This is a genomic window from Sphingomonas sp. SRI_018 (assembly GCF_057586275.1).
Window position 1 is genome coordinate 1,296,208 of sequence record NZ_JBYCZO010000001.1, and the last position, 26,388, is coordinate 1,322,595.

The following is a 26,388-nucleotide window of genomic DNA, read 5'->3' on the forward strand; positions in this document are numbered from 1 at the left end:
CGATCCGGAGGAGAGGCAAACCGCCCTGCCCCTTCCCCTGCCCCACGACGGCCTTCCCAAGCCGCGCCGCTATGTCGCGATGGTGGCGGTATCGTTCGGCACCGCATTGGTGGTGATCGATGGCGCGATCGCCGCGGTCGCGCTGCCGACGATCGCCCGCTCGCTTCACGTCGACAATTCCGCGGTGGTCGCGGTCGTCACCGTCTACCAGCTCATGCTGGTGATGCTGCTGCTGCCCTTCGCCGGCCTCGCCGAGCGGATCGGCATCAAGCGCGTCTATCAGGGCGGCCAGCTCGTCTTCACCATCGCCACCATCCTCTGCTTCTTCGCCAAGAGCCTGCCGTTCCTGCTGATCGTGCGCGCGGTGCAGGCGATCGGCGCCGCCGGCGCGCTCAGCGTCACCTCGGCGATGGTGCGCGCCATCTATCCGCGTTCGATGCTCGGCCGCGGCCTCGGCCTCAACGCCGTGATCGTGTCGAGTTCGGCCGCGGCGGCACCGACCGTCGGCGGCCTGATCCTCGGCATCGCGCCCTGGCCCTGGGTGTTCGCGAGCGCGGTGCCCTTCGCCATCGTCTCGCTGCTGCTCGGCCGCGCGCTGCCCGACCTTCCCCGGCGCAGCGAGCCGTTCGACGTGATCGGCGGCATCATGTGCGCCGCCACCTTCGGGCTGGTGATCGGCGGCCTCGAGACCGCCGTCCACGGCGACAGCCCGGTGGTGTCGGGAGCGATCGTCGCAGTCGGACTGATCATCGGCTGGTTTTTCGTCCGGCGCGAGATGCACGACACCAAGCCGATCCTGCCGATCGACCTGCTCGCGCGGCCGGTGATCGCGCTGTCGGCGATAGGCGCCTTCACCGCCTTCCTCGCCAGCCAGACCCTGCTGCTGTCGGTCCCGTTCCGCCTCCAGCACGCCTATGGCTTTGCCCCCTCGGAGGTCGGCGCGATGATCGCGCCCTGGCCGCTCACCACTTTGTTCGTCGCGCCCGCCGCCGGGGCCGTCTCCGACAAGATCCCTGCCGGCCTGCTCGGCGGCATCGGCATGACGCTGGCGGTGACGGCCCTGCTGCTGCTCGCCAACCTGCCGCCGCATCCGGACTATTTCGACGTCGCCTGGCGGATGTCGCTGTGCGGCGCCGGCTTCGGCATGTTCCTGTCGCCTAACGCCCGGCTGGTGGTGGGCTCCGCCCCGCGCGACCGCGCGACGGCGGCGGGCGGCCTGGTCTCGACGATCCGCATGGTCGGCCAGACCTCCGGCGCGACGATGGTCGCGGCGCTGCTGGCAATCGGCGTCGGCGCGGGCGCGGTACCGCCCTATACCGCCGCCGCGCTCGCGCTGATCGCGGGCCTGTGCAGCATCGCGCGGCTGCGCCCCTCGATCCGCAATCCCCAATTCGGGGAGTCCGGAGGGACGCAGCCGGCGAGCCAGATTCGCTAGAAGACCGCCTTCGCTTCCCCGCCCATCATCGCCTTGCGCACCAGCGGGATCGGCGGGCCACCGTAGCTCAGGAACTGGTCGTGGAACGCCTTCCACGCCCCCCGCCCGCCGCGCGTCGCGGTCCAGTCGTCGCGAAGCTTGCGGATCAGGAGCTTGCCCATCGTGTAGTTGAGGTACGACGGGTCATAGGTCCCCCGCGCCGCCTGCTGCCGGGCGGTGCCCTCGTCCTGGTAGCATTGCTCCTGGAACAGCTTCTGGCTGTCCGCCTGCGTCATCCCGCGCGCGTGGAGCCCGATCGCCGACAGATAGCGGCAGTCGCGCAGCAGCGCGTTGGAGATCTGGCCGATGTGCGTCTCCGGTGTGCCGCGCAGGCCCGCGTCCCACATCATCTCCTCGGCATAATGCGCCCAGCCCTCGGCGAAGGCATAGCCGACATAGGCGCGTCCGAAGACCGACTTCGACCGGTTGCTGTGCAGGAACTGGAGGAAATGTCCCGGCATGATCTCATGCACCGTGGTGAACAAGAGGTCCGCCTCGCCCGGCACGAACGCCGCCTGCACCGCCGGCGACCATGAAGGGTCCGGCGGCGAGATATAGTAGACCGAGGCGACGCCCTTCTCGAACGGCCCCGCGGGATCGATGTAGGCCGAGTTCTGCCGGTTGTAGGGCGGACTCTCGCGCACCAGCGCCTGTTCGGTGCCGGGGATGGTGACGATGTCGTGCTTGATCACGAACTCGCGCAGTTCCGGGATCTGCGCGGTAGCGGCGGCGACCGGTCCGCCCTTGGGCTTGTCCGCGTTCATCTTCGCTATGCACGCCGGAACGGTCGCCCCCGGCGCGAACTCCGCGCAAGCAGCCTTGAGCGCGTCCTGGTTGCGCTTGAGGTCGGCGCGCCCGACCGCTTCCAGCTCATCGAGGCTGACGTCGACGCCCTCCGTGTCCCTGACCATCTTGGCGAACTTCTCGGGCCCGAGCGCGAAATCCTGCGTCGCCGTCTTGCCATTGTCGTCGAACCATTTCGCCAGGTCGCGCATCGCCTGGCTGGCGGCCGCCGCCGCGGTGTCGAACTCCTTCTGGAGCGCCGGGTCGCTGACGCCGGCGAACGCCTTCTTGGCATCGCCGCCATAATAGTCGGCGAACCCGCCGAACCCAGCCTTGCCGTAATAGACGAAACTCGCCGGCATCGGCATCCTGAGGTTGGCGCGGATGTTCGCGGCCGCGGCCGGCACGCCCTTCAGGAAGGCGATCATCGCCTTCATCCGCGTCGGCGCATCGGCATAGTCGCGCGCGATATAGACGTTGGGATCGAGCCCGCCACCGACGTAGAAGGCCGGATTGCGGTGCGGCTGGTCGGCGTCGGCGAGCCAGAACAGCTTGCCCTTCATCACCTGCACCACATAGTCGCGCTCGAACGCCTGGTCGGCATCGAGGCCCTGGAACGCCTGGGCCTTCTCGATCGTGCGGCGATAGAAATCCGCCGTCGCCTTCAGCCCCGCCTCGCTCCAGTCGGGCAGCTTGCCGTCGAAGTCGTGCCGCCCCTGATAGACCGCGAAGGCGGGATCGAGCCGGAAATGCTCCTCCATCGTCGCGTCGACGAACGCCTTCCAGTCGTTCGCCTGCGGCGCACCGCCGTTCGAGGGCGTGCAGCCCATCAGCGCCGCGGCGGCAACCGCCGCGAACCAGAGTCCCTTCAAATCTTGCCTCCCTGAACAATCGTCCGGGCTCATGCTGGCATTGTACCGGGAAGAGCACCAGAGCCGTTGCAACGAACGGCAACCCACGCCTATGAGCGGCCACGCATGGCCGCCGCTGCCCCTTCCCCTCCCCATCCCTTCACGATCCCTAATTTCCGCGCCTATTGGCTGTCGCGCTTCGCCGGCACGATCGCCATGACCGCGATGGCGATCGTCATCGGCTGGCAGGTCTACAGCATCGCGCGCGAGACGATGGGCATCAAGGAAGCCGCGTTCATGCTCGGCATGATTGGCGCGGCCCAGTTCGTGCCGCTGTTCCTGCTGACGCCCATCGTCGGCCTGGTCGCCGACACCATCGACCGGCGCTGGATCGTGCGCGGCACCGTGACGCTGATGGTGTGCGTCACCGCGGGGCTGGGCCTCCTCACCTATTTCGACGCGCTCAGCCTGCCGGCGCTGTTCGGTGCCGCGGTGCTGACCGGCATCAACCGCGCCTTCTCCGGCCCCGCCTATTCGGCGCTCGCGCCCAACTTGGTTCCCCGCGAGAGCCTGCCGACGGCGATCGCGGTCAGCTCGATCGCCTGGCAGGTCGGCTCGATCGCCGGCCCCAGCGTCGGCGGGCTGCTGTTCGCGATCCATCCCGACGTCGCCTATGCCACCATCACCGCCCTGATGCTGGTCGCGCTGGCGATGATCTTCCTGATCGGCAAGGTCCCGCAGCCGCCGGTCCAGCCCGACCACCGTCCGCTCGCGCGCATCGCCGAGGGTTTCGCCTATGTCCGCCACAACCGGCTGGTGCTGGCGACGATCACGCTCGACCTGTTCGCGGTGCTGCTCGCCGGCGCGACAGCGCTGCTGCCGGTGTTCGCGCGCGACATCCTCCACGTCGGCTCGCAGGGGCTGGGCCTGCTCGCCGCCGGCATGGGTATCGGCGCGGCGAGCACCGCCGTCTTCTTCTCGATCCGGCCGATGAAGGCGAACGTCGGGCTCAAGATGCTGATCGCAGTCGTCGTGTTCGGCCTGGCGATCCTGACCTTCGGCCTGTCACGCTGGTTCTGGCTGAGCCTGGGCGCGCTGATCGTCGCCGGCGGGGCCGACATGGTCTCGGTCTACGTCCGCCAGTCGCTGATCCAGCTCCACACGCCGGATGCCATGCGCGGCCGGGTGAGCGCGGTGTCGCAGCTCACCATCTCCGCATCGAACGAGCTGGGCGAGGCCGAGAGCGGCCTGCTCGCCTCGCTGCTGGGGCCGGTCGGCGCGGTGGTGTTCGGCGGCGTCGGCGCGATCGTGGTAACCCTGATTTGGTCGCGCTTGTTTCCTGAGCTCAGGCTTGCGAAGAGCTTCGATCCGCCCGAAATGCTTTCCGTCCCCCCTGACCATGGAGTTGCCCAGCCATGAAGGCCAACACCATCCTCGAGACGATCGGCAATACGCCGCATATCCGCGTCCAGCGCCTGTTCCCGGGCGCGGAGGTGTGGATCAAGTCCGAACGCTCCAACCCCGGCGGCTCGATCAAGGACCGCATCGCATTGTCGATGGTCGAGGCGGCCGAGGCGTCGGGCGACCTCAAGCCCGGCGGCACGATCGTCGAGCCGACCAGCGGCAACACCGGCGTCGGCCTCGCGATGGTCGCGGCGGTGAAAGGCTACAAGCTGATCCTGGTGATGCCGGAGAGCATGTCGGTCGAACGCCGCCGCCTGATGCTCGCCTATGGCGCGACCTTCGACCTCACCCCGCGCGAGAAGGGCATGAAGGGCTCGATCGAGCGTGCCATGCAGATCGTCGAGGAAACGCCCGGCGCCTGGATGCCGCAGCAGTTTGAAAACCCTGCGAACGTCGACGTCCATGTCCGCACGACGGCGAAGGAAATCCTCGACGATTTCCGCGACAGCCCGATCGACGTGATCATCACCGGCGTCGGCACCGGCGGCCACATCACCGGTGTGGCCGAGACGCTCAAGAAGGAGTGGCCCAACCTCAAGGTGTTCGCGGTCGAGCCCGAGCTGTCGCCGGTGATCTCGGGCGGCCAGCCCGGCCCGCATCCGATCCAGGGCATCGGCGCCGGCTTCATCCCGCGCAACCTCCACACCCAGGCGATCGACGGCGTGATCAAGGTCGACGCCGCCGTCGCCAAGGACATGGCCCGCCGCGCCGCCAGCGAGGAAGGGATGCTGGTCGGCATCAGCTCGGGCGCGACGCTGGCCGCGATCCTGCAGAAGCTGCCCGACCTGCCCGAGGGCGTGCGCGTGCTCGGTTTCAACTACGATACCGGCGAGCGTTACCTGTCGGTTCCGGATTTCCTGCCGGAAAGCTGAAAGCGACTCGCAAAATTCATTGATCCACCATAGGAAACCCCCGGAACCCGAATCGCGATCGTTTCCGGGGGGAACCGTGCGTAACGCGATGATCTGTGCCGGCGCGATGCTGGCGACTGTCCTGGTCTGGCCGATGGCCTTCGGCGGCGGCGCGAATCCCGCTGTCGCCGCGGCACCGGCGGCGCACCATGCCGGCGGCGAGACGATGCTGGTTCCGCCGTCGGCCAAGCCGACTCCGCAGTCGGTCAGCTATGACACCAGGCCGGCCTCCCGCCCAGGCGCGCCGGAAACCTGCTCTCAACGCTACGCCCGCGTCGCCCCCATCTGCACCAGCGAAGGCTGCCGCAACCGCGCGCTCGACGCACTCGATATCTGCCAGGGCACCGGCTTCTGGCCGGATTAGGGCTCAGGTTTCGTCCCAATCAGATTGGATCGTGCTCCTGCGAAGGCAGGAGCCCAGGCCACAGCGGCACACCTACGATCCAGGGCTCCTGCCTTTGCAGGAGCACTGCGCTGCTTCGATCCGGCCGCATCCCCCTCACCACCCACCGTCCTGCTCTTCCGCCAACGAAACGATTGCGCTATGGCCGCGCGTCCCGTTGAACCGGAGGTGCAGCCCAGATGTTGGCGCGCCCATATCAACTCCACAGAGACAGCGTCCTCATCCACGATCGCATGACGTTATCTGCCACCAATCCCCTGCCGCGCTGGCTGCTCGGCGTGCTGGCGCTGCTTGCGGTCGCGGCGATCGCCGCGCCCGTCTGGCTGGTGACCCATGCGCCGAAGCTCCCGCCCGCCGCGGCCAAGGTCTTGCGCCCGCGACATGTCGTCCCTCAGGCCGAACTGCCGCCGGTCGAACCGATCGAGTTCCAGAATCTCGCGCCCGAGGATGCCCGCGAGTATAACGCCACCATCCCCTTCTCCACCGCGCCCAATCCGGCTGCGCGGCCGTTCCGCATCTTCGGCGCGCCGGAGGATCAGGCGCGCGCGATCGACTGTCTCGCCGCCGCGGTGATCTACGAAGCGGGCGACGATGCCTCCGGCGAGAAGGCGGTGGCGCAGGTCGTGCTGAACCGCGTCCGCCACCCCGCCTTCCCGCACAGTGTGTGCGGCGTGGTGTTCCAGGGCGCCGAGCGGCGCACCGGCTGCCAGTTCACCTTCACCTGCGACGGCGCGATCCTGCGCACCATACGCCCCGCCGCCTGGGAGCGCGCGCGAGAGATCGCCAGGGCCGCGCTCAACGGCACGGTCGACAGGCGCGTCGGCCACGCGACCCACTATCATACCGACTGGGTGGTGCCGTACTGGAGCGCGAGCCTCGACAAGATCACCGAGGTGCACACCCATCTCTTCTTCCGCTGGACCGGCTGGTGGGGCACGCCGCCGGCCTTTGCCAGCCGCTACACCGGGGCCGAGCCGAACATCCCGCAGCTCGCGCGGCTCTCGACCGCCCATCACCTGCCGGGGGATGACGTCGCGACGCTTGCGGCAGACGCCGCGAACGTGCTGCTGCCGGAGGGTCTCGCCGTGCCCCAGAGCCTGGCGCAGGACGCGAACACCTTCCTCGTCACGCTCGACCCCAAGCTCGGCCCGGAGATGTACCCGGTGCTCGCGCTGAAGGCATGCGGCGACCGGCCCTTCTGCAAGTTCATGGCCTGGACCGACAAGGCCGCCACGCCGGCCGCGCTGCCGATCACGCCGGTGCAGCAGCGGGTGATGTCGTTCAGCTACCTCCGCGATCGCGCCTTCAACTTTGAGAAGACGCTGTGGAACTGCGGCGAGTTCAAGAATACCCAGCCGACTCAGTGCATGAAGGCGCAGGTCTCGATGACGATGGTCCCGCCGGCCGCGGCGGCGGCCGCCTCCGGCGCGAACCCGAACTTCGACCTGCGCGGCGTCGGCGGCGGGGTCTCGGGGAGCGTCGCGCCTCCGCCGGTGGTGCCGACGAGACCCGTCGGCCCCGACCCGCTTGCCGGCATCCGCCGCAAGGCAGCGCCCGCAGCGGTTCCAGCCGCCCCCGCTCCCAGTCCGACATCGGCGAAACCGGCCCCGAAAGCCGGCGAGGATTAAGCAGTTAAGCCCCTCCCCTTCAGGGGAGGGGTTGGGGTGGGGGCTCGCCCCAAGCGACAAAGCCTGCCGCACTTCCCCACCCCCAACCCCTCCCCTGAAGGGGAGGGGCTTAAGAGATAGCCGTGCGATCTGCTTGAATGTCGCTCAGCCTCAGACCGCGACGAACAGTTCCGGATCGAGCGCCATCACGCTCTCCGCCCCGCCTTCGATCTTGCGCCGCAGCGCGCCGGCATCGGGCATGATCCGCTCGGCGAAGAAGCGAGCGGTGACGAGCTTCGCCTCGAGGAAACCGGCATCGCCTCCACCCGCCGCCAGCCCGGCCACGGCAGCGCGCGCCATGCGCAGCCACATCAGGCCGGTCGCGACGATGCCCATCAGCTGCATATAGCTATAGGCGCCCGCGCCGACCTGGTTGGGATTCTGCATCCCGTTCGCCATGAACCACATCGTCGCCGCCTGGAGCTCGCCCAGCGCCTTCTCCAGCCGTCCGGCGAAATCGGCGACCTTCTCGTCGCCCTTCGCCGCCGCGCATTCCTCGCCGACCAGCTTGAAGAACGCCTGCACCGCCCGACCGCCGTTCTGCGCGAGCTTGCGGCCGACGAGGTCCATCGCCTGCACGCCGTTGGTGCCCTCGTAGATCATCGAGATGCGGGCATCGCGGACATATTGCTCCATCCCCCATTCGGCGATGTAGCCATGCCCGCCATAGACCTGCTGGCTGTCGGTCGCGATGCGATAGCCGGCGTCGGTGCCGCAACCCTTGATCACCGGCGTCAACAGCCCGATCAGGTCGGCGGCGAGCTGCCGCTCCTCCTCCCCCTGCGCCGCGTGCTCGAGATCGACCTGGAGCGCGCCCCACAGGCACAGCGCACGCAGCCCCTCGTTCCACGCCTTGGCTTCCATCAGCATCCGCCGCACGTCGGGATGGACGAACAGCGGATCGGCCTTCTCCTCCGGGTCCTTGGGCCCGGTCAGCGCGCGGCCCTGGCGGCGGTCCTTGGCGTATTGCACCGCGTTCTGGAACGCGACCTCGCCCACCGCGAGGCCTTGCAGCCCCACGCCGAGCCGCGCCGCGTTCATCATGATGAACATCGCGGCGAGCCCCTTCATCTCCTCGCCGACCAGCCAGCCCTTCGCTCCGTCATAGTTCATCACGCAGGTCGAGTTGGCATGGATGCCCATCTTGTGCTCGATCGACCCGCAGGTGACCGCATTGCGCTCACCCAGCGATCCGTCGTCATTGACCAGAAACTTCGGCACCACGAACAGCGAGATGCCCTTGGTGCTGTCCGGCGCCCCCGGCGTCTTGGCGAGGACGAGGTGGATGATGTTGTCGGTCAGGTCGTGCTCGCCGGACGAGATGAAGATCTTGGTCCCCGTGATCGCATAGCTCCCGTCCGCCTGCGGCTCGGCGCGGGTGCGGATCAGGCCCAGGTCGGTGCCGCACTGGGGCTCGGTCAGGTTCATCGTCCCGCCCCACTCGCCCGACACCATCTTCGGGACGTATTTCTCCTGCTGCTCGGGCGATCCCTTGGCGAGCAGCGCCGCGATCGCGCCGTGTGTCAGCCCCGGATACATGGCGAAGGCCATGTTCGCGGAGATCATATATTCCTGGAACGCCGTGGCGACGACGTGCGGCATCCCCTGCCCGCCGAAATGCTCGGGCGCGGACAATGTCGCCCAGCCGCTCTCGACGAACTGGCGATAGGCCTCCTTGAAGCCCTTGGGCGTGGTGACGCTGCCGTCCGGATGGCGGGTGCAGCCTTCCGCATCGCCGGTCTGGTTGAGCGGGAACAGCACCTCGGCGACGAACCTGCCGCCCTCTTCCAGCACCGCCTCGACCACGTCGGGCGACGCTGCGGCGAAACCCGGCAGGTTGGCATAGCGATCGAGCCCGATCACCTGATCCAGGATGAATCGGGTATCGCGGACGGGCGGCTGATATTGCGGCATGGTCTCTCCTCAGTATTCCTTGAGCAGCGCCACGAAATCCTCCAGCTCGGCGATCGCGGCGTCGATATCCACTTTCTGGCGCTTCAGGAGCGCGATCCGGTCCAGGCAACGCTCGAGCGTCACCTGGCGCTGCACCTTGCGTCCGTCGCCGATGTCGTAGAGATCGATCATCTCGCGGATCTCGGCCAGGCTGAAGCCGACGCGCTTGCCGCGCAGGATCCAGGCGAGCCGGGCGCGGTCGCGGTGCGAATAGATGCGCTGCAACCCGCGCCGCTCGGGCGAGATCAGCCCCTCGTCCTCATAGAAGCGCAGCGCGCGGGCAGTGACGCCGAACTCGGCCGACAGGTCCGAGATCGAGAAGCTCTCCCGATCGGTCCGTGTCTCGATCGGGGCCAAGGCGGGCGAAAGCGACATGGCTCGTTTATGCCTTCCCTTTACGTGAACGTCAACGTGTCGTGCAGGGCAATCGTCCGCGTGCATCGCGCATCGCCGCCGCCTCGGACAATGATTCGCTGAGCCGCGTCACCTCTAGCCCCGCCAGCGACGCGCGCTGCGTGCACAGCGCCGCGCAGGCGTCGGGCAATCGTCCCGGAAAGCTGATGCGGTCGCCGTCAAAGCGCGCGTCGAAGCTGCACTTGCCGTCCCCGAGCCGCACCCGCAGCGTCTCTCCCGAACGGGTGACGCTGCCCGCGGCATTGCAGGTGATCCCCTCGCCATAGTCGACGAACGCGCCGATGCGGTAATCGAGCCCCTTGGGCACGATGCAGACGCGGTCGGTGTCGCGCGCATAGAGGCCGGTCGGCTCGGTATCGCGCGGATCGCGGACGATGCCGCGCGCGATGGCCGCGGTCTCCAGGTCGGGGGCCCCGCTCGTCTCCGCGGCGTCATGCGGCCGCGGCGGGCAGCTCGCGAGCAGCAGGACCGGCAGCAGCGCCGCCCAACGGATCATTCGACGCGAACCAGCCCGCCGCCCTCGATCCGGCGGTAGAAGCAGCTCCTCTCGCCGGTGTGGCAGGCCGGCCCCGCCGGCTCGACGCGCAGCCACACCGCGTCCTGGTCACAGTCGATCCGCGCCTCGACAACACGCAGCACATGGCCGGACGTCTCGCCCTTCTTCCACAGCCTGCCGCGGCTGCGCGACCAGAAATGCGCCTCGCCGGTCGCGACCGTCTTCTCCAGCGCCTCGGCGTTCATGTGCGCGACCATCAGCACCTCGCCAGTGGCGGCGTCGGTGGCGACGGCGGTCACCAGTCCGGCGGCGTCGTACTTGGGGTCGAGAGAGAGGCCGGTTTCGCGAGGGTCAGTCATGACGGCGATGTAGCGCGTTTCGGGGAAGCGGGAATAGCGGAAGTGCCAAGCCATGGACCTCAACGCTGCCCGCCTATATCAAGCCCTTCATGACGAAGCGGCAAGCTGCAGAGGACACCGCAGACGCCGCCGTCCGTATCATCTCCTGGCGGCTGCTCCCGCTCCTCGGCCTCGTCTACCTGATCGCCTATATCGATCGCCAGAACGTCTCGTTCGCGAAGCTCCAGATGGCGCAGGATCTGGGCCTCAGCGAAGCGGCGTTCGGACTTGGCGCCTCACTGTTCTTCATCGGCTATTTCCTGTTCGAGGTACCGAGCAACCTCATACTCGCCCGGGTCGGCGCAGGGGCATGGTTCGCCCGCATCATGGCGAGTTGGGGCGCCGTCACGGTTCTCCTCGCCTTCACGTCCAGCGGCTGGGTCTTCTACCTGCTGCGCTTTCTGCTCGGAGCAGCCGAGGCCGGGCTGTTTCCCGGCGTGCTCTATGCCCTCACGCTCTGGTTTCCCGCTCGCTATCGCGGGCGAGCGATCGGCATGTTCATGATCGCCAGCGCGGTCGCCAACGCGGTGGGGGCGGCACTCGGAGGAGTCCTTCTCGATCTCGACGGCGTCGCGGGCCTGCGGGGATGGCAATGGGTCTTCATCGTGACCGGCCTGCCGGCGATCGCCTTGGCCCCGGCCGTCTATTTGATCCTGCCCAGCCACCCCGAACGGGCACGGTGGCTGAGCGGACGACACAAGGCCTGGCTGGCCGCGGAACTGGCGGCGGAACACGCCAAGGTGCCGACCGGCAAGCACGCCCATGGACTTGCCTCGCTCGCCGACCGCCGCGTGGCGATGCTCTGCATCACCTTCTTCGGCCTTCCGCTCGCGGCCTATGGGCTGAGCTACTGGTTGCCGACGATCGTCCGCGATTTCGGGGTCTCCAATACGGCGAACGGCCTTCTCAACGCGCTGCTGTGGATCGTGGTCGGAGCAGCGCTCTGGCTGGTTCCCCGACATGCCGCCCGGCACTCGGATCAGCGCTGGCACATCATCGTGCCGCCGCTGATCGGCGCGCTCGCACTCGTCCTGTGCGTCCTGCTCCCCGGCTTCGTGCTCAAGTTCGCCATGCTCTGTGTCGCCGCGGCGGCGATCTTCGCCGGCCAGCCGATCTTCTGGACCCTCCCGCCACGCTTCCTCACGGGAGCCGGGGCAGCCGCAGGTTTCGCCGCGATCAACTCGGTCGGAAATCTGGGCGGTTTCGCCGCACAGGCATTGGTTCCGGCCATTGCGACCGCAAGCGATAGCAAGCTGGTACCGATGCTGTTCCTAGCCGGCGCATTGGTGGCGGTCGCGGGCGGCGTGATGTTCGTCGAGCGACGACTGCCCGCCGCGCATGGCGATCCATCATGAGAATGCGGCTACGCCGTCGACAGGCGATTCGCTGCTGCCGGGAGGCGACGATCCGCTCGCCCGCGTCCCGCCTTCGTCCGCCGGTCAGTGGTTGCGGATCGCGTCGATCAGCTCCTTCTTGTCCATCTTCGAGCGGCCCTCGATGCCGATCTCCTTGGCCTCGTCGTAGAGGTCCTCCTTGCTGCGGTCCTCGAGGTGGGTCGACCGGTGGTCGAGCGAATGGCCGGCCTTGGCATTGGCGATGCGCGCCGCCTTCTCCTTCGATTCGCCCTCGCTGCGCAGCTTCTCGTAAAGCTTGTCGTCCTTGATCTGCGATCCGTGGTCCTTGCCTGGCATGTCCGATCTCCTTCGATGCCCAGCAAAAACGCCCGTGCGCCGGCCCTGGTTCAGCAAATGATGACAAACAGGCGACAAACCGCAACGGCCACCCTATATGGCGTTCCGAACACAGCCCGCGCGGGAAATGATGCTCACCACGCACCCATTCGATGACGACCACCTCCGTGAGGAGTGTGGGATTTTTGGCGTTTCCGGAGCCGACGGCGCAGCCGCGCTGGTCGCGCTCGGCCTCCATGCGCTCCAGCACCGCGGCCAGGAGGCCGCCGGCATCACCAGCTTTGACGGTCACGGCTTCCATACCCATCGCGCGATGGGGCATGTCGCCGGCAACTTCGACCGTGACGAGGTGATGCGGGCGCTGCCGGGCAGCGTCGCCTGCGGCCACGTCCGCTACTCGACGACCGGCGAAACGGCGCTGAGGAACGTCCAGCCGCTCTATGCCGAGCTCCAGAGCGGCGGCTTCGCGGTGGCGCACAACGGCAACATCTCCAACGCGATGCGCCTGAGGCGCGACCTCGTCCGCAGCGGGTCGATCTTCCAGTCGACCTCGGATACCGAGGTGATCATCCACCTCGTCGCCACCTCCAGCTACCGCACGCTGATCGACCGGTTCATCGACGCGCTGAAGCAGCTCGAGGGCGCCTATTCGCTGATCTGCATGACCGCCGAGGGCATGATCGCCTGCCGCGATCCGCTCGGTATCCGTCCGCTGGTGATGGGCAAGCTTGGCGACACCGTGATCTTCGCGTCGGAGACGGTCGCGCTCGACGTGGTCGGCGCCGAGTTCGTCCGTGCCGTGGAGCCGGGCGAGCTGGTGATCGTCAAAGGCAGCGAGATCGCCTCGCATCGTCCCTTCGCCCCGCTCGCGGCGCGGCCGTGCATCTTCGAATGGGTCTATTTCTCGCGGCCCGATTCGATTGCCGAGGACCGTTCGGTCTACGACGTGCGCAAGGCGATCGGCGCGCAGCTCGCGATCGAGAATCCGGTCGATGCCGACCTCGTCATCCCGGTGCCCGATTCGGGCGTGCCCGCCGCGATCGGCTATGCCCAGCAGTCGGGCATCCCGTTCGAGCTCGGCATCATCCGCTCGCACTATGTCGGGCGAACCTTCATCCAGCCGGGCGACCAGATCCGCCACCTCGGCGTCAAGCTCAAGCACAATGCCAACCGCGCGCTGATCCAGGGCAAGCGCATCGTCCTCATCGACGATTCGATCGTGCGCGGCACGACCAGCCTCAAGATCGTGCAGATGATGCGCGACGCCGGCGCCGCCGAGGTGCACATGCGCATCGCCTCGCCGCCGACCCGGCACAGCTGCTTCTACGGGGTCGACACGCCGGAACGCTCGAAGCTGCTCGCCGCGACCCACGATCTCGAGGCGATGCGGACCTATATCCACGCCGACAGCCTCGCCTTCGTCAGCATCGACGGGCTCTACAAAGCGCTCGGCCAGGATGGCCGGCCGCGGGTCCACCCCGGCTATTGCGACGCCTGCTTCACCGGCGACTATCCCACCACCCTCACCGACCAGGACGAAAGCGCCCCGATCGACCAGTTCGCGCTGCTCGAGGAGCGGGTGGGCTAGTCCCACTATCACGCCATGACCAACACACCGCTTCAGGAGCGCGTCGCGCTCGTCACTGGCGCGAGCCGCGGCATCGGCGCCGCCACCGCGATCGCGCTCGCCCGGGCCGGCGCCCATGTCATCCTCACCGCCCGCACCGCCGGCGGGCTGGAGGAAGTCGAGGAGGCGATCGACGCCGCAGGCGGCACCGCCACCATCGCGCCGCTCGACCTCACCGAAAGCGACGGCATCCCCCGCCTCGCCGCCGCGATCCGCGAGCGCTGGCCGGCGCTCGACATCCTCGTGCTGAATGCGGCGGCGCTGGGGACGCTGGGCCCCGTCCCCGCCTTCGATCCCAAGGAATTCGCCAAGGTGATGACGCTCAACGTCAGCGCCCAGGCGGCGCTGCTCGGCGCGTTCGACCCGCTGCTCAAGGCATCGAAGCAGGGCCGCGTGATCGGCCTCACCTCCACCGTCGGCCGCGAGCCGCGCGCCTATTGGGGCCTGTACGGCGCCTCCAAGGCGGCGTTCGAAAACTTGTTGCTGAGCTACGGCGAGGAGGTCCGCCACCTCTCGTCGACCCGTGTCGCGCTGGTCAATCCCGGCGCCACCCGCACCAAGATGCGCGCCCGCGCCTATCCCGGCGAGGACCCGGCGAGCGTGAAGGAACCCGAGGTGGTGGCGAACCGGATCGTCGCCCTGCTGGTCGCGGACTTCGAGACCGGCGCGTTCATTCGAGTCGACTAACCCCTTCCGTTCGTTCCGAGCGAAGTCGAGGGACAATGTGTCTCGACTTCGCTCGACACGAACGGAGGCTTACCGGCTGGCCACCGCGATCAGCCTGGCCTGGAACGCCGCCCGCGCCGCCGACAGATCCTTGCCGGTCGCCTGCGGCCAGGCGGAAAGCTGGACGATCACCAGCTTCTTCGCCGGATCGATCGTGATCGACTGCCCGAAGATGCCGACCGCCCCGAACCGCCCCTCGGGATAGGTCCACCATTGATATCCATAGCCATAGCCAGGGCCGCGCCCGATGTCGGCATGGCTGGCAGTCGCGTCGGCGAACCAGGCGGGAGGCACCGCCCCGTGCCCGCCCTCCAGCACGAACTGCCCCATTCGCGCATAGTCGCGCAGCGACACCGACAGGCAGCAGCCGCTCACCTCGTGCCCGCTCTGGTCGACCATCCAGAAGGCGTCGCGCTCCATCCCGTAGCGCCGCCACACCTTCTCCGAGAGATAGGCGGCGAGCGGCTTGCCCACGGCGCGGGCGACGACCACGCCGATCAGGTTGGTCTCTCCGGTCTTGTAGACCCATTTCGTCCCCGGCGGATCGGCGCGCGGCAGCGTGCGCATATAGGCGACGGTCGGATCGGTGCCGGCAGGCACGTCCAGCGTGAACATGCGAGCGACGTCGGACTTGGGGTCGGTGTAATCCTCGTTCCAGCGCACGCCGGAGGTCATCGTCAGCAGCTGCTTGACCGTGACGCCGTCGTAGCCGCTTCCGGCAAGTTCGGGGACATAGCGGGTCACCGGATCGTCGAGCGACCTGATCTTGCCATCCTCGAGCGCCGCACCGACCAGGGTCGAGGTGAAGGACTTGGCGACCGAGAAACTGGTCCAGCGCCCCTCGCGCGTGAGCCCACGGGCATAGCGCTCCAGGCGCACCTTGCCGTCCTGGAGCACGATCAGACCGGCGACGTTCTGCGCGGCGATATAGGCATCGACCTCGGCGGCCGGGATCGCCAGCGGCGTGCCGGCGGGGAGCGGGTGGACCTTGCGCCCGGCCTTCACGACATGGCCGGGGAACAGCTTCTCCATCGCCGGGAAATTGGCGTCGCGCTCGGCCTGGCTCCAGAACAGCACCGCGGCGCCGACCTTGCGCAGGCCGGCAGCATTGCCCGCGGTGACGGCCGGGCCGGCGCTCTCGACCCGCACGGCCGGCGTGGTCGCGCAGCCGGCCAGCGCCAGCAGCGCTGCGGCAATCGTCCAGCGCATCATCCCCCCTCCTTCACCAATGTCACCTGCGCGACGTCGATCCCGCCCCCGCGGAAGCCGCCTTCGCAATACATGAGGTAATAGCGCCACAGGTCGAGGAAGCGGTCGTCGAACTCGGCCGGCAGCCGTCCCTCCGCCGCCGCGCGGTCGAACCGCTCGCGCCACAGCCGCAGCGTCTCGGCATAGCTGAGACCGAAACCCTGGCGGTCGCGCCACGCCAGGCCGACGCTCTCGGCGATGCCGCGGAACTCGGGCTCGCAGATCAGCAGGCCGCCGGGGAAGATATAGGTCTGGATGAAATCGACGTTGCAGGCGTAGTTCTCGAAGATCGCCTCATCCATCGAGATGAGCTGGATCGCGGCGCGCCCGCCCGGCTTCAGCGCACGGGCGATGGCGGCGAGATAGTCGCGCCAATATTCGCGCCCGACCGCCTCGACCATCTCGATGCTGGCGACCGCGTCATAGGTGCCGGCGACGTCACGATAGTCGGTGAGGGTGAAGCGGGTGTCGGGGAAGGCCGCCAGCCGCGCCTCGGCATAGTCGCGCTGCTCGGTCGAGAGGGTGATGCCGTGCACCTTGACGCCGTGCCGCGCGGCGAGCTCGGCGAAGGAGCCCCAGCCCGAGCCGATCTCGAGGATCGTATCGCCGGGCCTGGTGCCCGTGCGGGCAAAGACCGACTCCAGCTTCGCCGCCTGCGCCTCTTCCAACGTCATGCCGGGGGAGGTGAACAGCGCGCTCGAATAGGTCATGCTCGCGTCGAGCCAGGGCGTATAGAAGTCGTTTCCCAGGTCGTAGTGGTAGGCGATATTGCGGCGCGATCCGGCGCGGTCGTTGCGGCGGAGGCGGTGGGCCATCCGGCGGAGCCATTTGCTCCAGCCCGACGCGCGCCCCGCCTCCCCCAGCGTGTGCCGGTTGAGCATGAACAGCGCGAACAGCGGCACCGGATCGGGGCTCGACCATTCGGCGGCCGCCCACGCCTCATACCAGCCGGAGGAGCCGCCGGTGGCGAGGCGCGACAAGGCATTCCAGCTGGCGATCGCAACCACAGCCACCGGCCCCGCGCCGCGCCCGCCGAGCAGGCGGCGGCTGCCGTCGGGCAGGGTCGCCTCGATCGCGCCCTGCGTCAGGCCGGCGTCGATGCGGTCGAGCAGCTTGTGGAACAGCGGCGTGAACGGCGCGAGCCATCCGCCGCCGGCGCCGCCTACGGCCGTCCGGCGTGGTCCGCCGGGCCGTCGGCCCCTGTTCCGCACCGGCGCGTCCATCATGCCTTCAATGCACGTCGGCGGCCGTTACGCAAGCGTTCTCAGAGCGGATGCGGTTCCTTCTCGACCATCCATGTCTGGCCTTGCGAGAGCAGCTTCTGGAGATCGGCGGTCTTGCCTTCGCTGGCCTGGCGGTTCTGGGCGACCACCGCGCTCTCGAAGGTCGGCGCGGGATCGTCGTAGAGCACGCCCAGCGCCATCGGGAACGGCCCGAACGGCATCTCGACCAGCAGATGCGCGATCATGCGGCTGGTCTGGTCGTGGACCAGCACCTCCGACACGTCGCCATCCACCACGTCGACCACCTTGAGCGCCAGCCGCTCGCGGTCGAGCGCCAGCCCCTTGGTGCCGCCGGCGAACAGCAAAGGCTTGCCGTGTTCGACCCACAGCTGGCTGCCGGCCGCATTGGCCTTCTCGGTGAAGGGCGCGAAGACGTCGTCGTTGTAGACGATGCAGTTCTGGAAGATCTCGACGAACGCCGCGCCCTTGTGGGCATGGGCGGCCTTCAGCACCGCCGGCAGGTTCTTGTGGACGTCGATGCCGCGCGCGATGAACCGCGCACCCGATCCGAGCGCGAAGGCGCAGGGGCTCGCCGGACGGTCGACCGAGCCGAACGGGGTCGAGGGGCTGCGGGTGCCGACCCGCGACGTCGGCGAATATTGACCCTTGGTCAGACCGTAGATCTCGTTGTTGAACAGCAGCAGCTGGCAGTCGAGATTGCGGCGCAGCAGGTGCATCGTGTGGTTGCCGCCGATCGATAGCGCGTCGCCATCGCCGGTGATGATCCACACGTCGAGGTCCGGGTTCGCCAGCTTCACTCCCGTCGCCACGGCGCAGGCGCGGCCGTGGATGGTGTGGAAGCCGTAGGTCTCCATATAATAGGGGAAACGGCTGGAGCAGCCGATGCCGGAGACGAACACGGTGTTCTCGGGCTTCACGCCGAGCTCCGGCATGGTGCGCTGGACCGCCTTCAGGATCGCATAGTCGCCACAGCCGGGGCACCAGCGGACCTCCTGGTCGCTCTCCCAGTCCTTGGGGGAGCTCTTCGCGATCGGGGTCATGTCGTTCATGGCAGTTGTGCCTTGTAGAAGTAGAAAATGTCGTTTTGCGAAGTTTACGCCAACGCGGCCTCGATCGCCGCTTCGATCTCGGCGATGCGGAAGGGTTGGCCGGAGACCTTGTTAAGGGGACGGGCATCGATGAGATACTGGTCGCGGAGCACGGTCTTGAGCTGGCCGGTGTTCATCTCCGGCACCAGGACCCTCTCGTAACCCTTTAGCAGATCACCTAGATTCTTCGACATCGGCCAGATATGGCGCAGGTGGATATGGCTGACGTCGAGTCCCTTCTTCCGCGCCCGGCGCACCGCCTGGTGGATCGGGCCGAAGGTCGAGCCCCAGCCGACCACTGCAAGCTTGCCGCCCGCCTCGCCGAGTGTCACCTCCTGGTCAGGCACGCGGATGCCGGCGACCTTGTCGCGGCGGAGCTCGGTCATCTGCTGGTGGTTGGCGGGCGAATAGTCAATGTTGCCGGCGCCCGCCTTCTTCTCGATGCCGCCGATGCGGTGGAGCAGACCCGGCGTGCCGGGCTTGACCCACGGCCGCGCGAGCTTGTCGTCGCGGGCGTAGGGCTGGAAACCTTCCGCCGGCGCCTCTTCCAGGAAGGTTACCGGAAATGCCTCGAACGCACTGATATCGGGGACTTTCCACGGCTCGGCGGCATTGGCGATATAGCCGTCGGTGAGCAGCATCACGGGCGTCATATACTGCGTCGCGATGCGGCACGCCTCGATCGCGCACTCGAAGGCGTCGGCGGGCGAGCGCGCCGCGATTACCGGCATCGGCGCGTCGCCGTTGCGGCCATAGACCGCCTGGTAGAGGTCCGACTGCTCGGTCTTGGTCGGCAGGCCGGTCGAAGGGCCGCCGCGCTGCGAGTTGACGATCACCAGCGGCAGCTCGGTCATGATCGCGAGGCCGATCGCCTCGCCCTTGAGCGCGATGCCCGGACCCGAGGACGAGGTGACGCCGAGCTGACCGGCATAGGATGCGCCCAGCGCCGAGGCGACCGCGGCGATCTCGTCCTCGGCCTGGAAGGTGGTGACGCCATATTCCTTGAGGCGCGACAGGTGATGCAGGATCGCCGAGGCCGGGGTGATCGGATAGCCGCCGAAGAACATCGGCAGCCCCGCGAGCTGCGTCCCCGCCACCAGGCCGAGCGAGATCGCCTCGGCACCGGTGACGGTACGGTAGAGGCCGGGCTCGGCCGGCGCCGCAGGCATGTGGAGCTGACCGACGTGGCCGCCGAGCTCGGCGGTCTCGCCATAGGCATGGCCGGCGTTGAGCGCCGCGATATTGGCCTCGGCGAGCTCGGGAGCCTTGGCGAACTTGGCCTTGAGCCAGTCGACGATCGGCTGGCGGTCGCGGTCGAACATCCACAGCGCCAGGCCCAGCGTCCACATGTTCTTGCAGCGCAGCGCCTCCTTGTTGCCGAGGCCGAACGGCTTCACGGCGTCGAGGGTGAGCTGCGAGATGTTGAGCTTCAGCAGCTGCCATTTGGCGAGGCTGTCGTCCTCCAGCGGATTGGCGTCGTATTTCGCCTTGGCGAGGTTGCGCTCATTGAACTCGCCCTCGTCGGCGATGATCAGGCCGCCGGGCTTGAGGTCACCCACGTTCACATGGAGCGCTGCCGGGTTCATTGCCACCAGCACGTCCGGCGCGTCGCCCGCGGTCTCGATCGAGGCGGAGCCGAAATTGATCTGGAACGCCGAGACGCCGAACAGTGTGCCCTGCGGCGCGCGGATCTCGGCGGGGAAATCCGGAAAGGTGGCGAGATCGTTGCCGGCGAGCGCGGTCGACAGGGTGAACTGCCCGCCGGTGAGCTGCATCCCGTCACCGCTGTCGCCGGCGAAACGGACGACGATCGCCTCGGGCGGCGGGTTCGCCGACGCCTCCTCGGGCGTCAGCAGATGGGCGGCTGTGGCCATGTAAACGAATGTCCTGCGGTAACTGCCTTGCGCGGGCCTTCTATGCTCCTGCGTTCCGACCATCCAAGGTAGAATGATGGGTAGCGGTTGCAACCAGTTCTTTTGGCTGGGAATGGGACGGTGCCGGTGATTCTCCTGCGCCTTGCTCTCTCTTCTCCGTCACCCCGGACTTGGTCCGGGGTCCACGGAGCCGCAGGCATAGGGCAGGAAGCTCAAGCGTAGGACGTGCCGATGGGTGGATCCCGGACCAAGTCCGGGGTGACGTTGGAAGGCAGTAAGGGCGAACCATACCCGCGCCCCAACGTCAGGATCGACGCGACGTGGCGTTCGGCGACTTCCATCGCGTCCTCGCCATAGCCGCCGCCGAGCGCGCTCGCGAGGGGCAGGCGGCGGTCGCGGAACAGGCGGGCGATCCAGCGGTCGCGGCGGACCAGGCCCTCGCGCGTCAGGCCGAGGCGGCCGAGGCGGTCGCCTTCCCATGGATCGACGCCGGCCTGGTAGAGCACGATATCCGGTCCGAATGCGTCGACCAGCGGCGGCAGCGTCTCGGCGAGGGCATCCAGATAAGCCTCGTCACCCGTCCCGTCCGGCAATCCCACGTCGAGCGTTGAACGCGCCTTGCGCACCGGGAAGTTCTTCTCGGCGTGGATCGAATAGGTGGCGACGTCGTGCCGCCCCGCCATCAGCGTGGCGGTGCCGTCGCCCTGGTGGACGTCGCAGTCGACGATCAGGACGCGATGCCCCTCCTCCGCCAACCGGGCCGCGGCGATGGCGAGATCGTTGAAGATACAGAAGCCGGCCCCGGTATTGGCGAGCGCATGATGGCTGCCGCCGGCGCTGTTGGCGGCATAGCCCCGCTCCATCGCCAGCCGGGCCGCGAGATAGGTGCCCCCCGGCACCACCACCGCCCGCCGCGCCACCTCCGGCGTGACCTGGAAGCCGATGCGGCGCTCCTTGTCGCGGGGCACGCGCGCTTCGACCACCTCGGCGACGTAATCGGGATCGTGCACCGCCTCGATCCAGGCGCACGGCATCGGATCGGGAGCGAACCACTCGATCGCGTCGCCCTGTGCACGAAGCAGGTCGCGGACCAGGCCGTTCTTGTTCCACTGATAGGTCGAGCGCGGCGGCGCGGGCGCGACATAGTGCGGGTGATGGACGATCGCGATCATCCGGCATAACCTAGTTTCGAAAAGCCGCCGATCCAAGGAGAGCCGCATCGTGACCGAAATCTTTACTCGCCCGGACGTCGCGCAGTTCCTGACCTATCTCAACAACCTGCCGGGCCCGAAGATGCACGAGGTCGGCGCGCCGGCGGCGCGGCAGCTGTTCGTCGCGATGAAGGACGTCACCGATCCGCCGGTGGGCGAGCTCGCCGTGATCAAGGACCTCGGCATCCCGGGACCGGCTGGCGACATTCCCGCCCGCCTGTTCGATGCGCGCGCGAGCCGAGAGCCTGGGCCGGCGGTAGTGTTCTTCCACGGCGGCGGGTTCACCATCGGCGACCTCGACACCCACGCCAGCTTCTGCGCAGAGATCGCGCGCACGCTCGACCTGCCAGTGGTGGCGGTCGACTATCGGCTGGGGCCCGAGCATCCCTGGCCGGCGGCACCCGACGATGCCGAGGCGGCGGCGCGCTGGGTCGCGGGGAGCCCGGCCGAGCTCGGCCGCGCCGTCACCGGGCTGGTGCTGTGCGGCGACAGCGCCGGGGGCAACCTCACCATCGTCGTCGCGCTCGATCTGCGCGACCGGCCCGCGGCGGTGCCGGTGATCGCGCAGCTGCCGATCTATCCGGCGACCGACTATACGCGCGACTACCCCTCCTATGCGGCATTCAGCGAAGGCCGGCTCCTGACGCATGAGTCGATGACCTGGTTCACCGAGAGCTACGCGCCCGATGCGGGGCATCATCGCGCCTCGCCGCTCAACGCCGATCTCGCCGGCCTGCCGCCGGCGGTGGTGATGACTGCCGGCCTCGATCCGATCCGCGACCAGGGCCGTGCTTATGCCGCTAGACTGATCGAAGCGGGGGTGCCCGTGGTGTTTCGCGAGGCTGCAGGAAATATCCATGGCTTCGTGACGCTCAGGAAGGTGATTCCGTCGAGCCAAGGGGACGTGGCGGGGTTCCTGGCGGCGGCGAAGGCGGTGATCGTCGAAGCCGAGGGACAGCGGGTGATGGCGGAGGCGGCTTAATCGCCACCGTCACCCCGGCCTTGTGCCGGGGTCCACCATGCCGCAACTACCGGTCAAGAGGTTTTAGCATTGCCATTGAGGAGCAGTAGACCCCGGCACAAGGCGGGGGTGACGGTGGTGCGTGTCGACGTGATGCGTTCACTTGGATGCCGGATCATCCTAAGGCGGCGGCCATGACCGATCCCAAATCCCTCCCCTACCGTCCATGCGCGGGCGTGATGCTGGTCAACCGCGACGGCAAGGTGTTCGTCGGGCAGCGGCTCGATTCGACGCTCGAGGCCTGGCAGATGCCTCAGGGCGGAATCGACCCCGGCGAGGACGCGCTGGCCGCGGCGATCCGCGAGGTCGGCGAGGAAACCGGGATCGCACCCGAGCATCTCCAGCTGATCGCCGAGGCGCCCGAGGAGTTGCAGTACGACCTGCCCGACGACCTGATCGGCAAGATCTGGAAGGGCAAATGGCGCGGCCAGCGGCAGCGCTGGTTCCTGTTCGCCTTCACCGGCGAGGATGCGGACGTGAACATCGCCACCGCCCATCCCGAATTCCGCGCCTGGAAATGGGCCGATCCCGCCGACCTGCCCGCGATGATCGTGCCGTTCAAGAAGGCGCTCTACGAGTCCGTGCTCGAGGCCTTCGCCGATCCGCTGACGCGGCACGGCGGCCGTGCGGACGGCTCATCGCACCAGGGGGTGACGTCGAGCGCCCGCTGACGCTATGGGCGGGACGATGCGAAGCGTGCTCCTCCCCCTCGCGGCGCTGCTGATGCTCGGCAATGCGCCTGATGCGCCGGCACCTGGCGTCCTCGACAGCGACGATATCCCGCCGGTGATCCGCGCCATGCTCCAGGCCGCGATGGAATCGGGCAATGAGAGCGAGGTCGCGACGGTCGAGAAATATGCACGCAACGCCTCTCCGGAGAATGCGCGCGAGATCGCGGAGATCACCTCGAAATGGCGCACGGCGCGGCGCGAGGCGGCGACCGAGAAGCTGCGCACGTCCGATTTCCTGACGCTGCTCAAGGGGCGGATCGAGGTCGGAGGCTTCTATTCCACCGGCAATTCCAACAACGGCGGCGTCACCGTGAACGCCAATCTGACGCGTGAGGGCTATCGCTGGCGCCACCGGCTCGCGCTGCTCGCCGAGTATCAGGAGAGCAACGGCGTCAAGAGTCGCGAACATTACCTCGCGGCGTTCGAGCCCAACTACAAGATCGACGACCGCGCCTACATCTACGGCGCGGCGCAGTTCGAGAGCGACCGCTACCTCGGCTATTTCGAGCGCTATTCGGCCTCGGTCGGTGCCGGCTACAGCGCGATCAAGTCGTCCAGCGTCAGCCTCGATCTCGAGCTCGGCCCCGCCTATCGCTACACGCGCTTCACCGACGAGACGCTGGAGAGCAACCTCGCCGCGCGCGGGACGGCGCGGTTCGGCTGGACATTTGCGCCCGGGGTGCGGCTGACGCAGGACGCGGCCGCCTATCTCCAGAGCGCGAACAGTACGTTCACTGGCCGCACCGCGCTGTCGGCGCGGCTGTTCGGACCGGTGTCGGCGCAGCTGTCCTATGACATCGCGTACGAAAGCAAGCCGCCAGAGGGACAAGCCAGCACCGGCACCACCAGCCGCGCCTCGCTGGTCTATTCGTTTTGAGCGCGCCGGGCGCCCCCGAGCGTGACGCGATCGCGCATGTTCGCGAGGCATCGATGCTGGCGAACACGCTCGCCTGGGCGGGAGTGAACAGCGGGACGGGCAACCTTGCGGGGCTCGCCGAGATGGCGGAGCGGCTTGTCGGCGCTTTTGGCGCACTGCCGGGGACGTGCCGGTTGATCGATCCGGTGCCGGCCGAGCGGGTGACCGCAGGCGGCCGCGTCGAGCCAATCGCGCACGGGCGGCACCTCCATCTCATCGTGCGGCCCGAGGCGCCGGTGCAGATGCTGTTCACCGGTCACATGGATACGGTCTATCCGATCGACCATCCGTTCCAGGCGGTGACCGAGCTTCCCGACGGGCGGATCAACGGGCCGGGCGTCGCCGACATGAAGGGCGGGCTGGCGCTGTTGCTCGCCGCGCTCGAGGCGGTCGAAGCAGTGGGAACGCCACGGCTCGGCTATGAGGTGGTGATCAATTCGGACGAGGAGACTGGGAGCTTCTCCTCCGCCGCCCTCATCACCGCGGCGGCGCAGGGGAAGGTGGCGGCGCTCACCTATGAGCCGGCGCTGGCCGACGGGACGCTGGCCGGCGCGCGCGGCGGGACCGGCAATTTCTCGATCGTGGTGCGTGGGCGGAGCGCCCATGCCGGGCGCAATCCCGAGGACGGGCGCAATGCGATCGTCGCGGCCTCCGACCTGGCGGTCAGGCTGGCAGCGGCGAAGGGGCCGGGGTTGGCGGTCAATCCGGCGCGGATCGACGGCGGCGGGCCGAACAACGTCGTGCCGGAGCTGGCGGTGCTGCGAGTCAACTTCCGGCCAGCCTCGCGCGAGGAGATCGCTCGGGCGCAGGCGGTGATCGATGCTGCTGTAGCCGCGGTGGCGCGCGAGCATGACGTCCGGATCGAGGTGCACGGCAGCTTCAACCGGCCGCCGAAGCCGGTCGATCCGGGCGCCGAGCGACTGTTCGCGCTGGTGCGGGAGGTCGGCGCCGACCTGGGACTCGCCATCGGCTGGAAGGCGACCGGCGGCGTGTGCGACGGCAACAACATCGCCGCCTGCGGCGTGCCCGTGGTCGACACGATGGGCGTGCGCGGCGGCGCGATCCATTCCGCCGACGAGTTCCTGATTCCCGAGAGCCTGGCCGAGCGGGCGGCGCTGTCGGCGTTGACCATTTTGCGGATCGCCGACAAAGGTCGTCCATGACCTTCCGCATCCGCGCGGCCCGCGACGAGGATATCGAGCCGCTCTACGAAATGGCGAAGCTGACCGGGGGCGGCTTCACCAACCTGCCGCCGGACCGCGGTGCGCTCACCGCCAAGCTGGAGCGCAGCCATGCCGCCTTCGCGCGCGAGGACGACGGCCTCGCCGACGAGCTGTTCGTGCTCGTGCTCGAGAACGTCGCGACCGGCGAGGTGCGCGGGACGTGCCAGATCTTCACCCAGGTCGGGCAGCGCTGGCCCTTCTACAGCTATCGCATCGGCACGCTGACCAAGCACAGCGAAGAGCTGGGACGCACCTTCCGCTCGGAGATATTGAACCTCGTCAACGACCTCGAAGGCGCGAGCGAGGTGGGCGGGCTGTTCCTCCATCCGAGCGAGCGCGCGGGCGGGCTCGGGCTGCTGCTGGCGCGCAGCCGCTACCTATTCATCCGCGCGCACCGTGCCCGCTTCGCCGACCGGCTGCTGGCGGAGTTGCGCGGCATCATCGACGAGGCGGGCGGTTCGCCGTTCTGGGACGGGGTGGCGGGGCGCTTCTTCGGGATGAACTTCCAGGACGCCGATGCCTTCAATGCGGTGCACGGCAACCAGTTCATCGCCGATCTGATGCCGCGCCACCCGATCTACACCGCAATGCTGTCCGAGAGCGCACGCGGCGTGATCGGCCTCCCCCACCCCTCCGGCCGCGCGGCGATGCGGATGCTGGAGAACGAGGGATTCGCGTTCGAGAACTATATCGACATCTTCGACGGCGGACCGACGATGACCGTGCGGACGGACAATGTGCGCACGATCCGCGAAGCGGTGGACATGGAGGTGCGGGAGGTCGCGGCCGGCGGGAAGGCATCGCTGATCGCAACCGGACGACTGGCGGGCTTCCGCGCGTGCCTGGGCCATGCCGGCGACGGGACGATCGACGCGGAGAGCGCGGAGGCGCTGGAGGTCGGGCCGGGTGCGGTGGTGAGCCATGTCGGGCGGGTTTGACCACACCCGTCATGCCGGACTTGTTCCGGCATCCAC

Annotated in this window: 24 protein-coding genes; 13 read left to right on the plus strand and 11 right to left on the minus strand. The window is 68.2% G+C overall.

Going from position 1 to position 26,388, the window contains the following annotated elements; translation table 11 throughout:
- Positions 1-79: 79 nt before the first annotated feature.
- Positions 80-1,435, plus strand: a complete 1,356-nt coding sequence (locus AC2YHA_RS06020; protein WP_487401711.1) for an MFS transporter — start codon at positions 80-82, stop codon at positions 1,433-1,435.
- Here the strand turns inward: AC2YHA_RS06020 and AC2YHA_RS06025 are convergent.
- Positions 1,432-3,162, minus strand: coding sequence for a DUF885 domain-containing protein (locus AC2YHA_RS06025; protein WP_487400746.1), 1,731 nt, complete (start codon positions 3,160-3,162; stop codon positions 1,432-1,434). The genes AC2YHA_RS06020 and AC2YHA_RS06025 overlap by 4 nt on opposite strands.
- Before the next feature lie 72 nt (positions 3,163-3,234).
- Between AC2YHA_RS06025 and AC2YHA_RS06030 the strand changes: the two genes are divergently transcribed.
- From AC2YHA_RS06030 to AC2YHA_RS06045, 4 genes are all read left to right on the plus strand, one after another.
- Complete coding sequence (locus AC2YHA_RS06030; protein WP_233786440.1) at positions 3,235-4,527, plus strand: MFS transporter; 1,293 nt, start codon at positions 3,235-3,237, stop codon at positions 4,525-4,527.
- Positions 4,524-5,444, plus strand: a complete 921-nt coding sequence (cysK, locus tag AC2YHA_RS06035) for a cysteine synthase A (RefSeq protein ID WP_487400747.1) — start codon at positions 4,524-4,526, stop codon at positions 5,442-5,444. The genes AC2YHA_RS06030 and cysK overlap by 4 nt, the downstream gene beginning before the upstream one ends.
- 76 nt (positions 5,445-5,520) lie before the next feature.
- The gene (locus AC2YHA_RS06040; protein WP_487400748.1) at positions 5,521-5,847 is read left to right on the plus strand and encodes a hypothetical protein; all 327 of its coding nucleotides are present in this window, start codon (positions 5,521-5,523) and stop codon (positions 5,845-5,847) included.
- Positions 5,848-6,119: 272 nt separating this feature from the next.
- The gene (locus AC2YHA_RS06045; RefSeq protein WP_487400749.1) at positions 6,120-7,514 is read left to right on the plus strand and encodes a cell wall hydrolase; all 1,395 of its coding nucleotides are present in this window, start codon (positions 6,120-6,122) and stop codon (positions 7,512-7,514) included.
- A 150-nt stretch (positions 7,515-7,664) separates the two neighbouring features.
- Here the strand turns inward: AC2YHA_RS06045 and AC2YHA_RS06050 are convergent, their stop codons facing one another.
- Genes AC2YHA_RS06050 through hisI form a run of 4 tightly spaced genes read right to left on the minus strand, consistent with a single transcriptional unit; the run spans position 7,665 to position 10,775 of the window.
- A complete protein-coding gene (locus AC2YHA_RS06050; RefSeq protein WP_487400750.1) occupies positions 7,665-9,467 on the minus strand; it encodes an acyl-CoA dehydrogenase C-terminal domain-containing protein in 1,803 nt (600 codons plus the stop codon).
- 9 nt (positions 9,468-9,476) lie between these two features.
- Entirely contained in the window at positions 9,477-9,881 is a 405-nt protein-coding gene (locus AC2YHA_RS06055) for a MerR family transcriptional regulator (protein WP_233786433.1), read from the minus strand.
- 31 nt (positions 9,882-9,912) lie between these two features.
- The gene (locus AC2YHA_RS06060) at positions 9,913-10,416 is read right to left on the minus strand and encodes a hypothetical protein (protein ID WP_487400751.1); all 504 of its coding nucleotides are present in this window, start codon (positions 10,414-10,416) and stop codon (positions 9,913-9,915) included.
- Positions 10,413-10,775 (minus strand): phosphoribosyl-AMP cyclohydrolase, encoded by a 363-nt coding sequence (hisI, locus tag AC2YHA_RS06065; protein ID WP_233786429.1) that lies wholly within the window; start codon positions 10,773-10,775, stop codon positions 10,413-10,415. Before hisI ends, AC2YHA_RS06060 begins: the two co-directional genes overlap by 4 nt.
- An 89-nt stretch (positions 10,776-10,864) precedes the next feature.
- Between hisI and AC2YHA_RS06070 the strand changes: the two genes are divergently transcribed.
- On the plus strand, positions 10,865-12,169 hold the full coding sequence (locus AC2YHA_RS06070; protein ID WP_233786428.1) for an MFS transporter: 1,305 nt from the start codon (positions 10,865-10,867) through the stop codon (positions 12,167-12,169).
- Positions 12,170-12,253: 84 nt separating this feature from the next.
- Here the strand turns inward: AC2YHA_RS06070 and AC2YHA_RS06075 are convergent, their stop codons facing one another.
- Positions 12,254-12,505 (minus strand): DUF7218 family protein, encoded by a 252-nt coding sequence (locus tag AC2YHA_RS06075; RefSeq protein WP_233786427.1) that lies wholly within the window; start codon positions 12,503-12,505, stop codon positions 12,254-12,256.
- A gap of 130 nt (positions 12,506-12,635) precedes the next feature.
- Between AC2YHA_RS06075 and purF the strand changes: the two genes are divergently transcribed.
- A complete protein-coding gene (purF, locus tag AC2YHA_RS06080) occupies positions 12,636-14,093 on the plus strand; it encodes an amidophosphoribosyltransferase (protein WP_487401712.1) in 1,458 nt (485 codons plus the stop codon).
- 15 nt (positions 14,094-14,108) lie between these two features.
- A complete protein-coding gene (locus tag AC2YHA_RS06085) occupies positions 14,109-14,819 on the plus strand; it encodes an SDR family NAD(P)-dependent oxidoreductase (protein WP_487400752.1) in 711 nt (236 codons plus the stop codon).
- A gap of 69 nt (positions 14,820-14,888) precedes the next feature.
- On the opposite strand, the gene AC2YHA_RS06090 is transcribed toward AC2YHA_RS06085, so the two are convergent.
- From AC2YHA_RS06090 to AC2YHA_RS06110, 5 genes are all read right to left on the minus strand, one after another.
- Positions 14,889-16,067: a serine hydrolase domain-containing protein gene (locus tag AC2YHA_RS06090; protein WP_487400753.1), complete on the minus strand. Its 1,179-nt coding sequence runs from the start codon at positions 16,065-16,067 to the stop codon at positions 14,889-14,891.
- Complete coding sequence (locus AC2YHA_RS06095; RefSeq protein ID WP_487401713.1) at positions 16,067-17,329, minus strand: class I SAM-dependent methyltransferase; 1,263 nt, start codon at positions 17,327-17,329, stop codon at positions 16,067-16,069. The genes AC2YHA_RS06090 and AC2YHA_RS06095 overlap by 1 nt, the downstream gene beginning before the upstream one ends.
- Before the next feature lie 41 nt (positions 17,330-17,370).
- Complete coding sequence (locus AC2YHA_RS06100; protein ID WP_233786420.1) at positions 17,371-18,399, minus strand: 2-oxoacid:ferredoxin oxidoreductase subunit beta; 1,029 nt, start codon at positions 18,397-18,399, stop codon at positions 17,371-17,373.
- A gap of 44 nt (positions 18,400-18,443) precedes the next feature.
- The gene (locus tag AC2YHA_RS06105) at positions 18,444-20,312 is read right to left on the minus strand and encodes a 2-oxoacid:acceptor oxidoreductase subunit alpha (RefSeq protein WP_487400754.1); all 1,869 of its coding nucleotides are present in this window, start codon (positions 20,310-20,312) and stop codon (positions 18,444-18,446) included.
- A gap of 212 nt (positions 20,313-20,524) precedes the next feature.
- A complete protein-coding gene (locus tag AC2YHA_RS06110; protein ID WP_487400755.1) occupies positions 20,525-21,484 on the minus strand; it encodes a histone deacetylase family protein in 960 nt (319 codons plus the stop codon).
- Between the two features lie 49 nt (positions 21,485-21,533).
- Here AC2YHA_RS06110 and AC2YHA_RS06115 point away from each other — a divergent pair, with 49 nt between their 5' ends.
- The 5 genes from AC2YHA_RS06115 to AC2YHA_RS06135 all read left to right on the plus strand — a co-directional run bounded on the left by AC2YHA_RS06115 (position 21,534) and on the right by AC2YHA_RS06135 (position 26,352).
- Positions 21,534-22,505 (plus strand): alpha/beta hydrolase, encoded by a 972-nt coding sequence (locus AC2YHA_RS06115; protein ID WP_487400756.1) that lies wholly within the window; start codon positions 21,534-21,536, stop codon positions 22,503-22,505.
- A gap of 173 nt (positions 22,506-22,678) precedes the next feature.
- Positions 22,679-23,215, plus strand: a complete 537-nt coding sequence (locus tag AC2YHA_RS06120) for an RNA pyrophosphohydrolase (RefSeq protein WP_487400757.1) — start codon at positions 22,679-22,681, stop codon at positions 23,213-23,215.
- 16 nt (positions 23,216-23,231) lie between these two features.
- A complete protein-coding gene (locus tag AC2YHA_RS06125; RefSeq protein ID WP_233786414.1) occupies positions 23,232-24,152 on the plus strand; it encodes a DUF481 domain-containing protein in 921 nt (306 codons plus the stop codon).
- Positions 24,149-25,354, plus strand: a complete 1,206-nt coding sequence (locus tag AC2YHA_RS06130) for a hydrolase (protein WP_487400758.1) — start codon at positions 24,149-24,151, stop codon at positions 25,352-25,354. Before AC2YHA_RS06125 ends, AC2YHA_RS06130 begins: the two co-directional genes overlap by 4 nt.
- On the plus strand, positions 25,351-26,352 hold the full coding sequence (locus AC2YHA_RS06135; protein ID WP_233786413.1) for an arginine N-succinyltransferase: 1,002 nt from the start codon (positions 25,351-25,353) through the stop codon (positions 26,350-26,352). The genes AC2YHA_RS06130 and AC2YHA_RS06135 overlap by 4 nt, the downstream gene beginning before the upstream one ends.
- The last annotated feature ends 36 nt before the right edge of the window (positions 26,353-26,388 follow it).

Bases quoted from the DNA above. Each gene is read 5' to 3' on its own strand.
- AC2YHA_RS06020 (WP_487401711.1), top strand. From the start codon at position 80: ATGGTGGCGGTATCGTTCGGCACCGCATTGGTGGTGATCGATGGCGCG.
- AC2YHA_RS06025 (WP_487400746.1), bottom strand. From the start codon at position 3,162: ATGAGCCCGGACGATTGTTCAGGGAGGCAAGATTTGAAGGGACTCTGG.
- AC2YHA_RS06030 (WP_233786440.1), top strand. From the start codon at position 3,235: ATGGCCGCCGCTGCCCCTTCCCCTCCCCATCCCTTCACGATCCCTAAT.
- cysK (WP_487400747.1), top strand. From the start codon at position 4,524: ATGAAGGCCAACACCATCCTCGAGACGATCGGCAATACGCCGCATATC.
- AC2YHA_RS06045 (WP_487400749.1), top strand. From the start codon at position 6,120: ATGACGTTATCTGCCACCAATCCCCTGCCGCGCTGGCTGCTCGGCGTG.
- AC2YHA_RS06050 (WP_487400750.1), bottom strand. From the start codon at position 9,467: ATGCCGCAATATCAGCCGCCCGTCCGCGATACCCGATTCATCCTGGAT.
- AC2YHA_RS06055 (WP_233786433.1), bottom strand. From the start codon at position 9,881: ATGTCGCTTTCGCCCGCCTTGGCCCCGATCGAGACACGGACCGATCGG.
- AC2YHA_RS06060 (WP_487400751.1), bottom strand. From the start codon at position 10,416: ATGATCCGTTGGGCGGCGCTGCTGCCGGTCCTGCTGCTCGCGAGCTGC.
- hisI (WP_233786429.1), bottom strand. From the start codon at position 10,775: ATGACTGACCCTCGCGAAACCGGCCTCTCTCTCGACCCCAAGTACGAC.
- AC2YHA_RS06070 (WP_233786428.1), top strand. From the start codon at position 10,865: ATGACGAAGCGGCAAGCTGCAGAGGACACCGCAGACGCCGCCGTCCGT.
- AC2YHA_RS06075 (WP_233786427.1), bottom strand. From the start codon at position 12,505: ATGCCAGGCAAGGACCACGGATCGCAGATCAAGGACGACAAGCTTTAC.
- purF (WP_487401712.1), top strand. From the start codon at position 12,636: ATGCTCACCACGCACCCATTCGATGACGACCACCTCCGTGAGGAGTGT.
- AC2YHA_RS06085 (WP_487400752.1), top strand. From the start codon at position 14,109: ATGACCAACACACCGCTTCAGGAGCGCGTCGCGCTCGTCACTGGCGCG.
- AC2YHA_RS06090 (WP_487400753.1), bottom strand. From the start codon at position 16,067: ATGCGCTGGACGATTGCCGCAGCGCTGCTGGCGCTGGCCGGCTGCGCG.
- AC2YHA_RS06095 (WP_487401713.1), bottom strand. From the start codon at position 17,329: ATGGACGCGCCGGTGCGGAACAGGGGCCGACGGCCCGGCGGACCACGC.
- AC2YHA_RS06100 (WP_233786420.1), bottom strand. From the start codon at position 18,399: ATGAACGACATGACCCCGATCGCGAAGAGCTCCCCCAAGGACTGGGAG.
- AC2YHA_RS06105 (WP_487400754.1), bottom strand. From the start codon at position 20,312: ATGGCCACAGCCGCCCATCTGCTGACGCCCGAGGAGGCGTCGGCGAAC.
- AC2YHA_RS06110 (WP_487400755.1), bottom strand. From the start codon at position 21,484: ATGATCGCGATCGTCCATCACCCGCACTATGTCGCGCCCGCGCCGCCG.
- AC2YHA_RS06120 (WP_487400757.1), top strand. From the start codon at position 22,679: ATGACCGATCCCAAATCCCTCCCCTACCGTCCATGCGCGGGCGTGATG.
- AC2YHA_RS06125 (WP_233786414.1), top strand. From the start codon at position 23,232: ATGCGAAGCGTGCTCCTCCCCCTCGCGGCGCTGCTGATGCTCGGCAAT.
- AC2YHA_RS06135 (WP_233786413.1), top strand. From the start codon at position 25,351: ATGACCTTCCGCATCCGCGCGGCCCGCGACGAGGATATCGAGCCGCTC.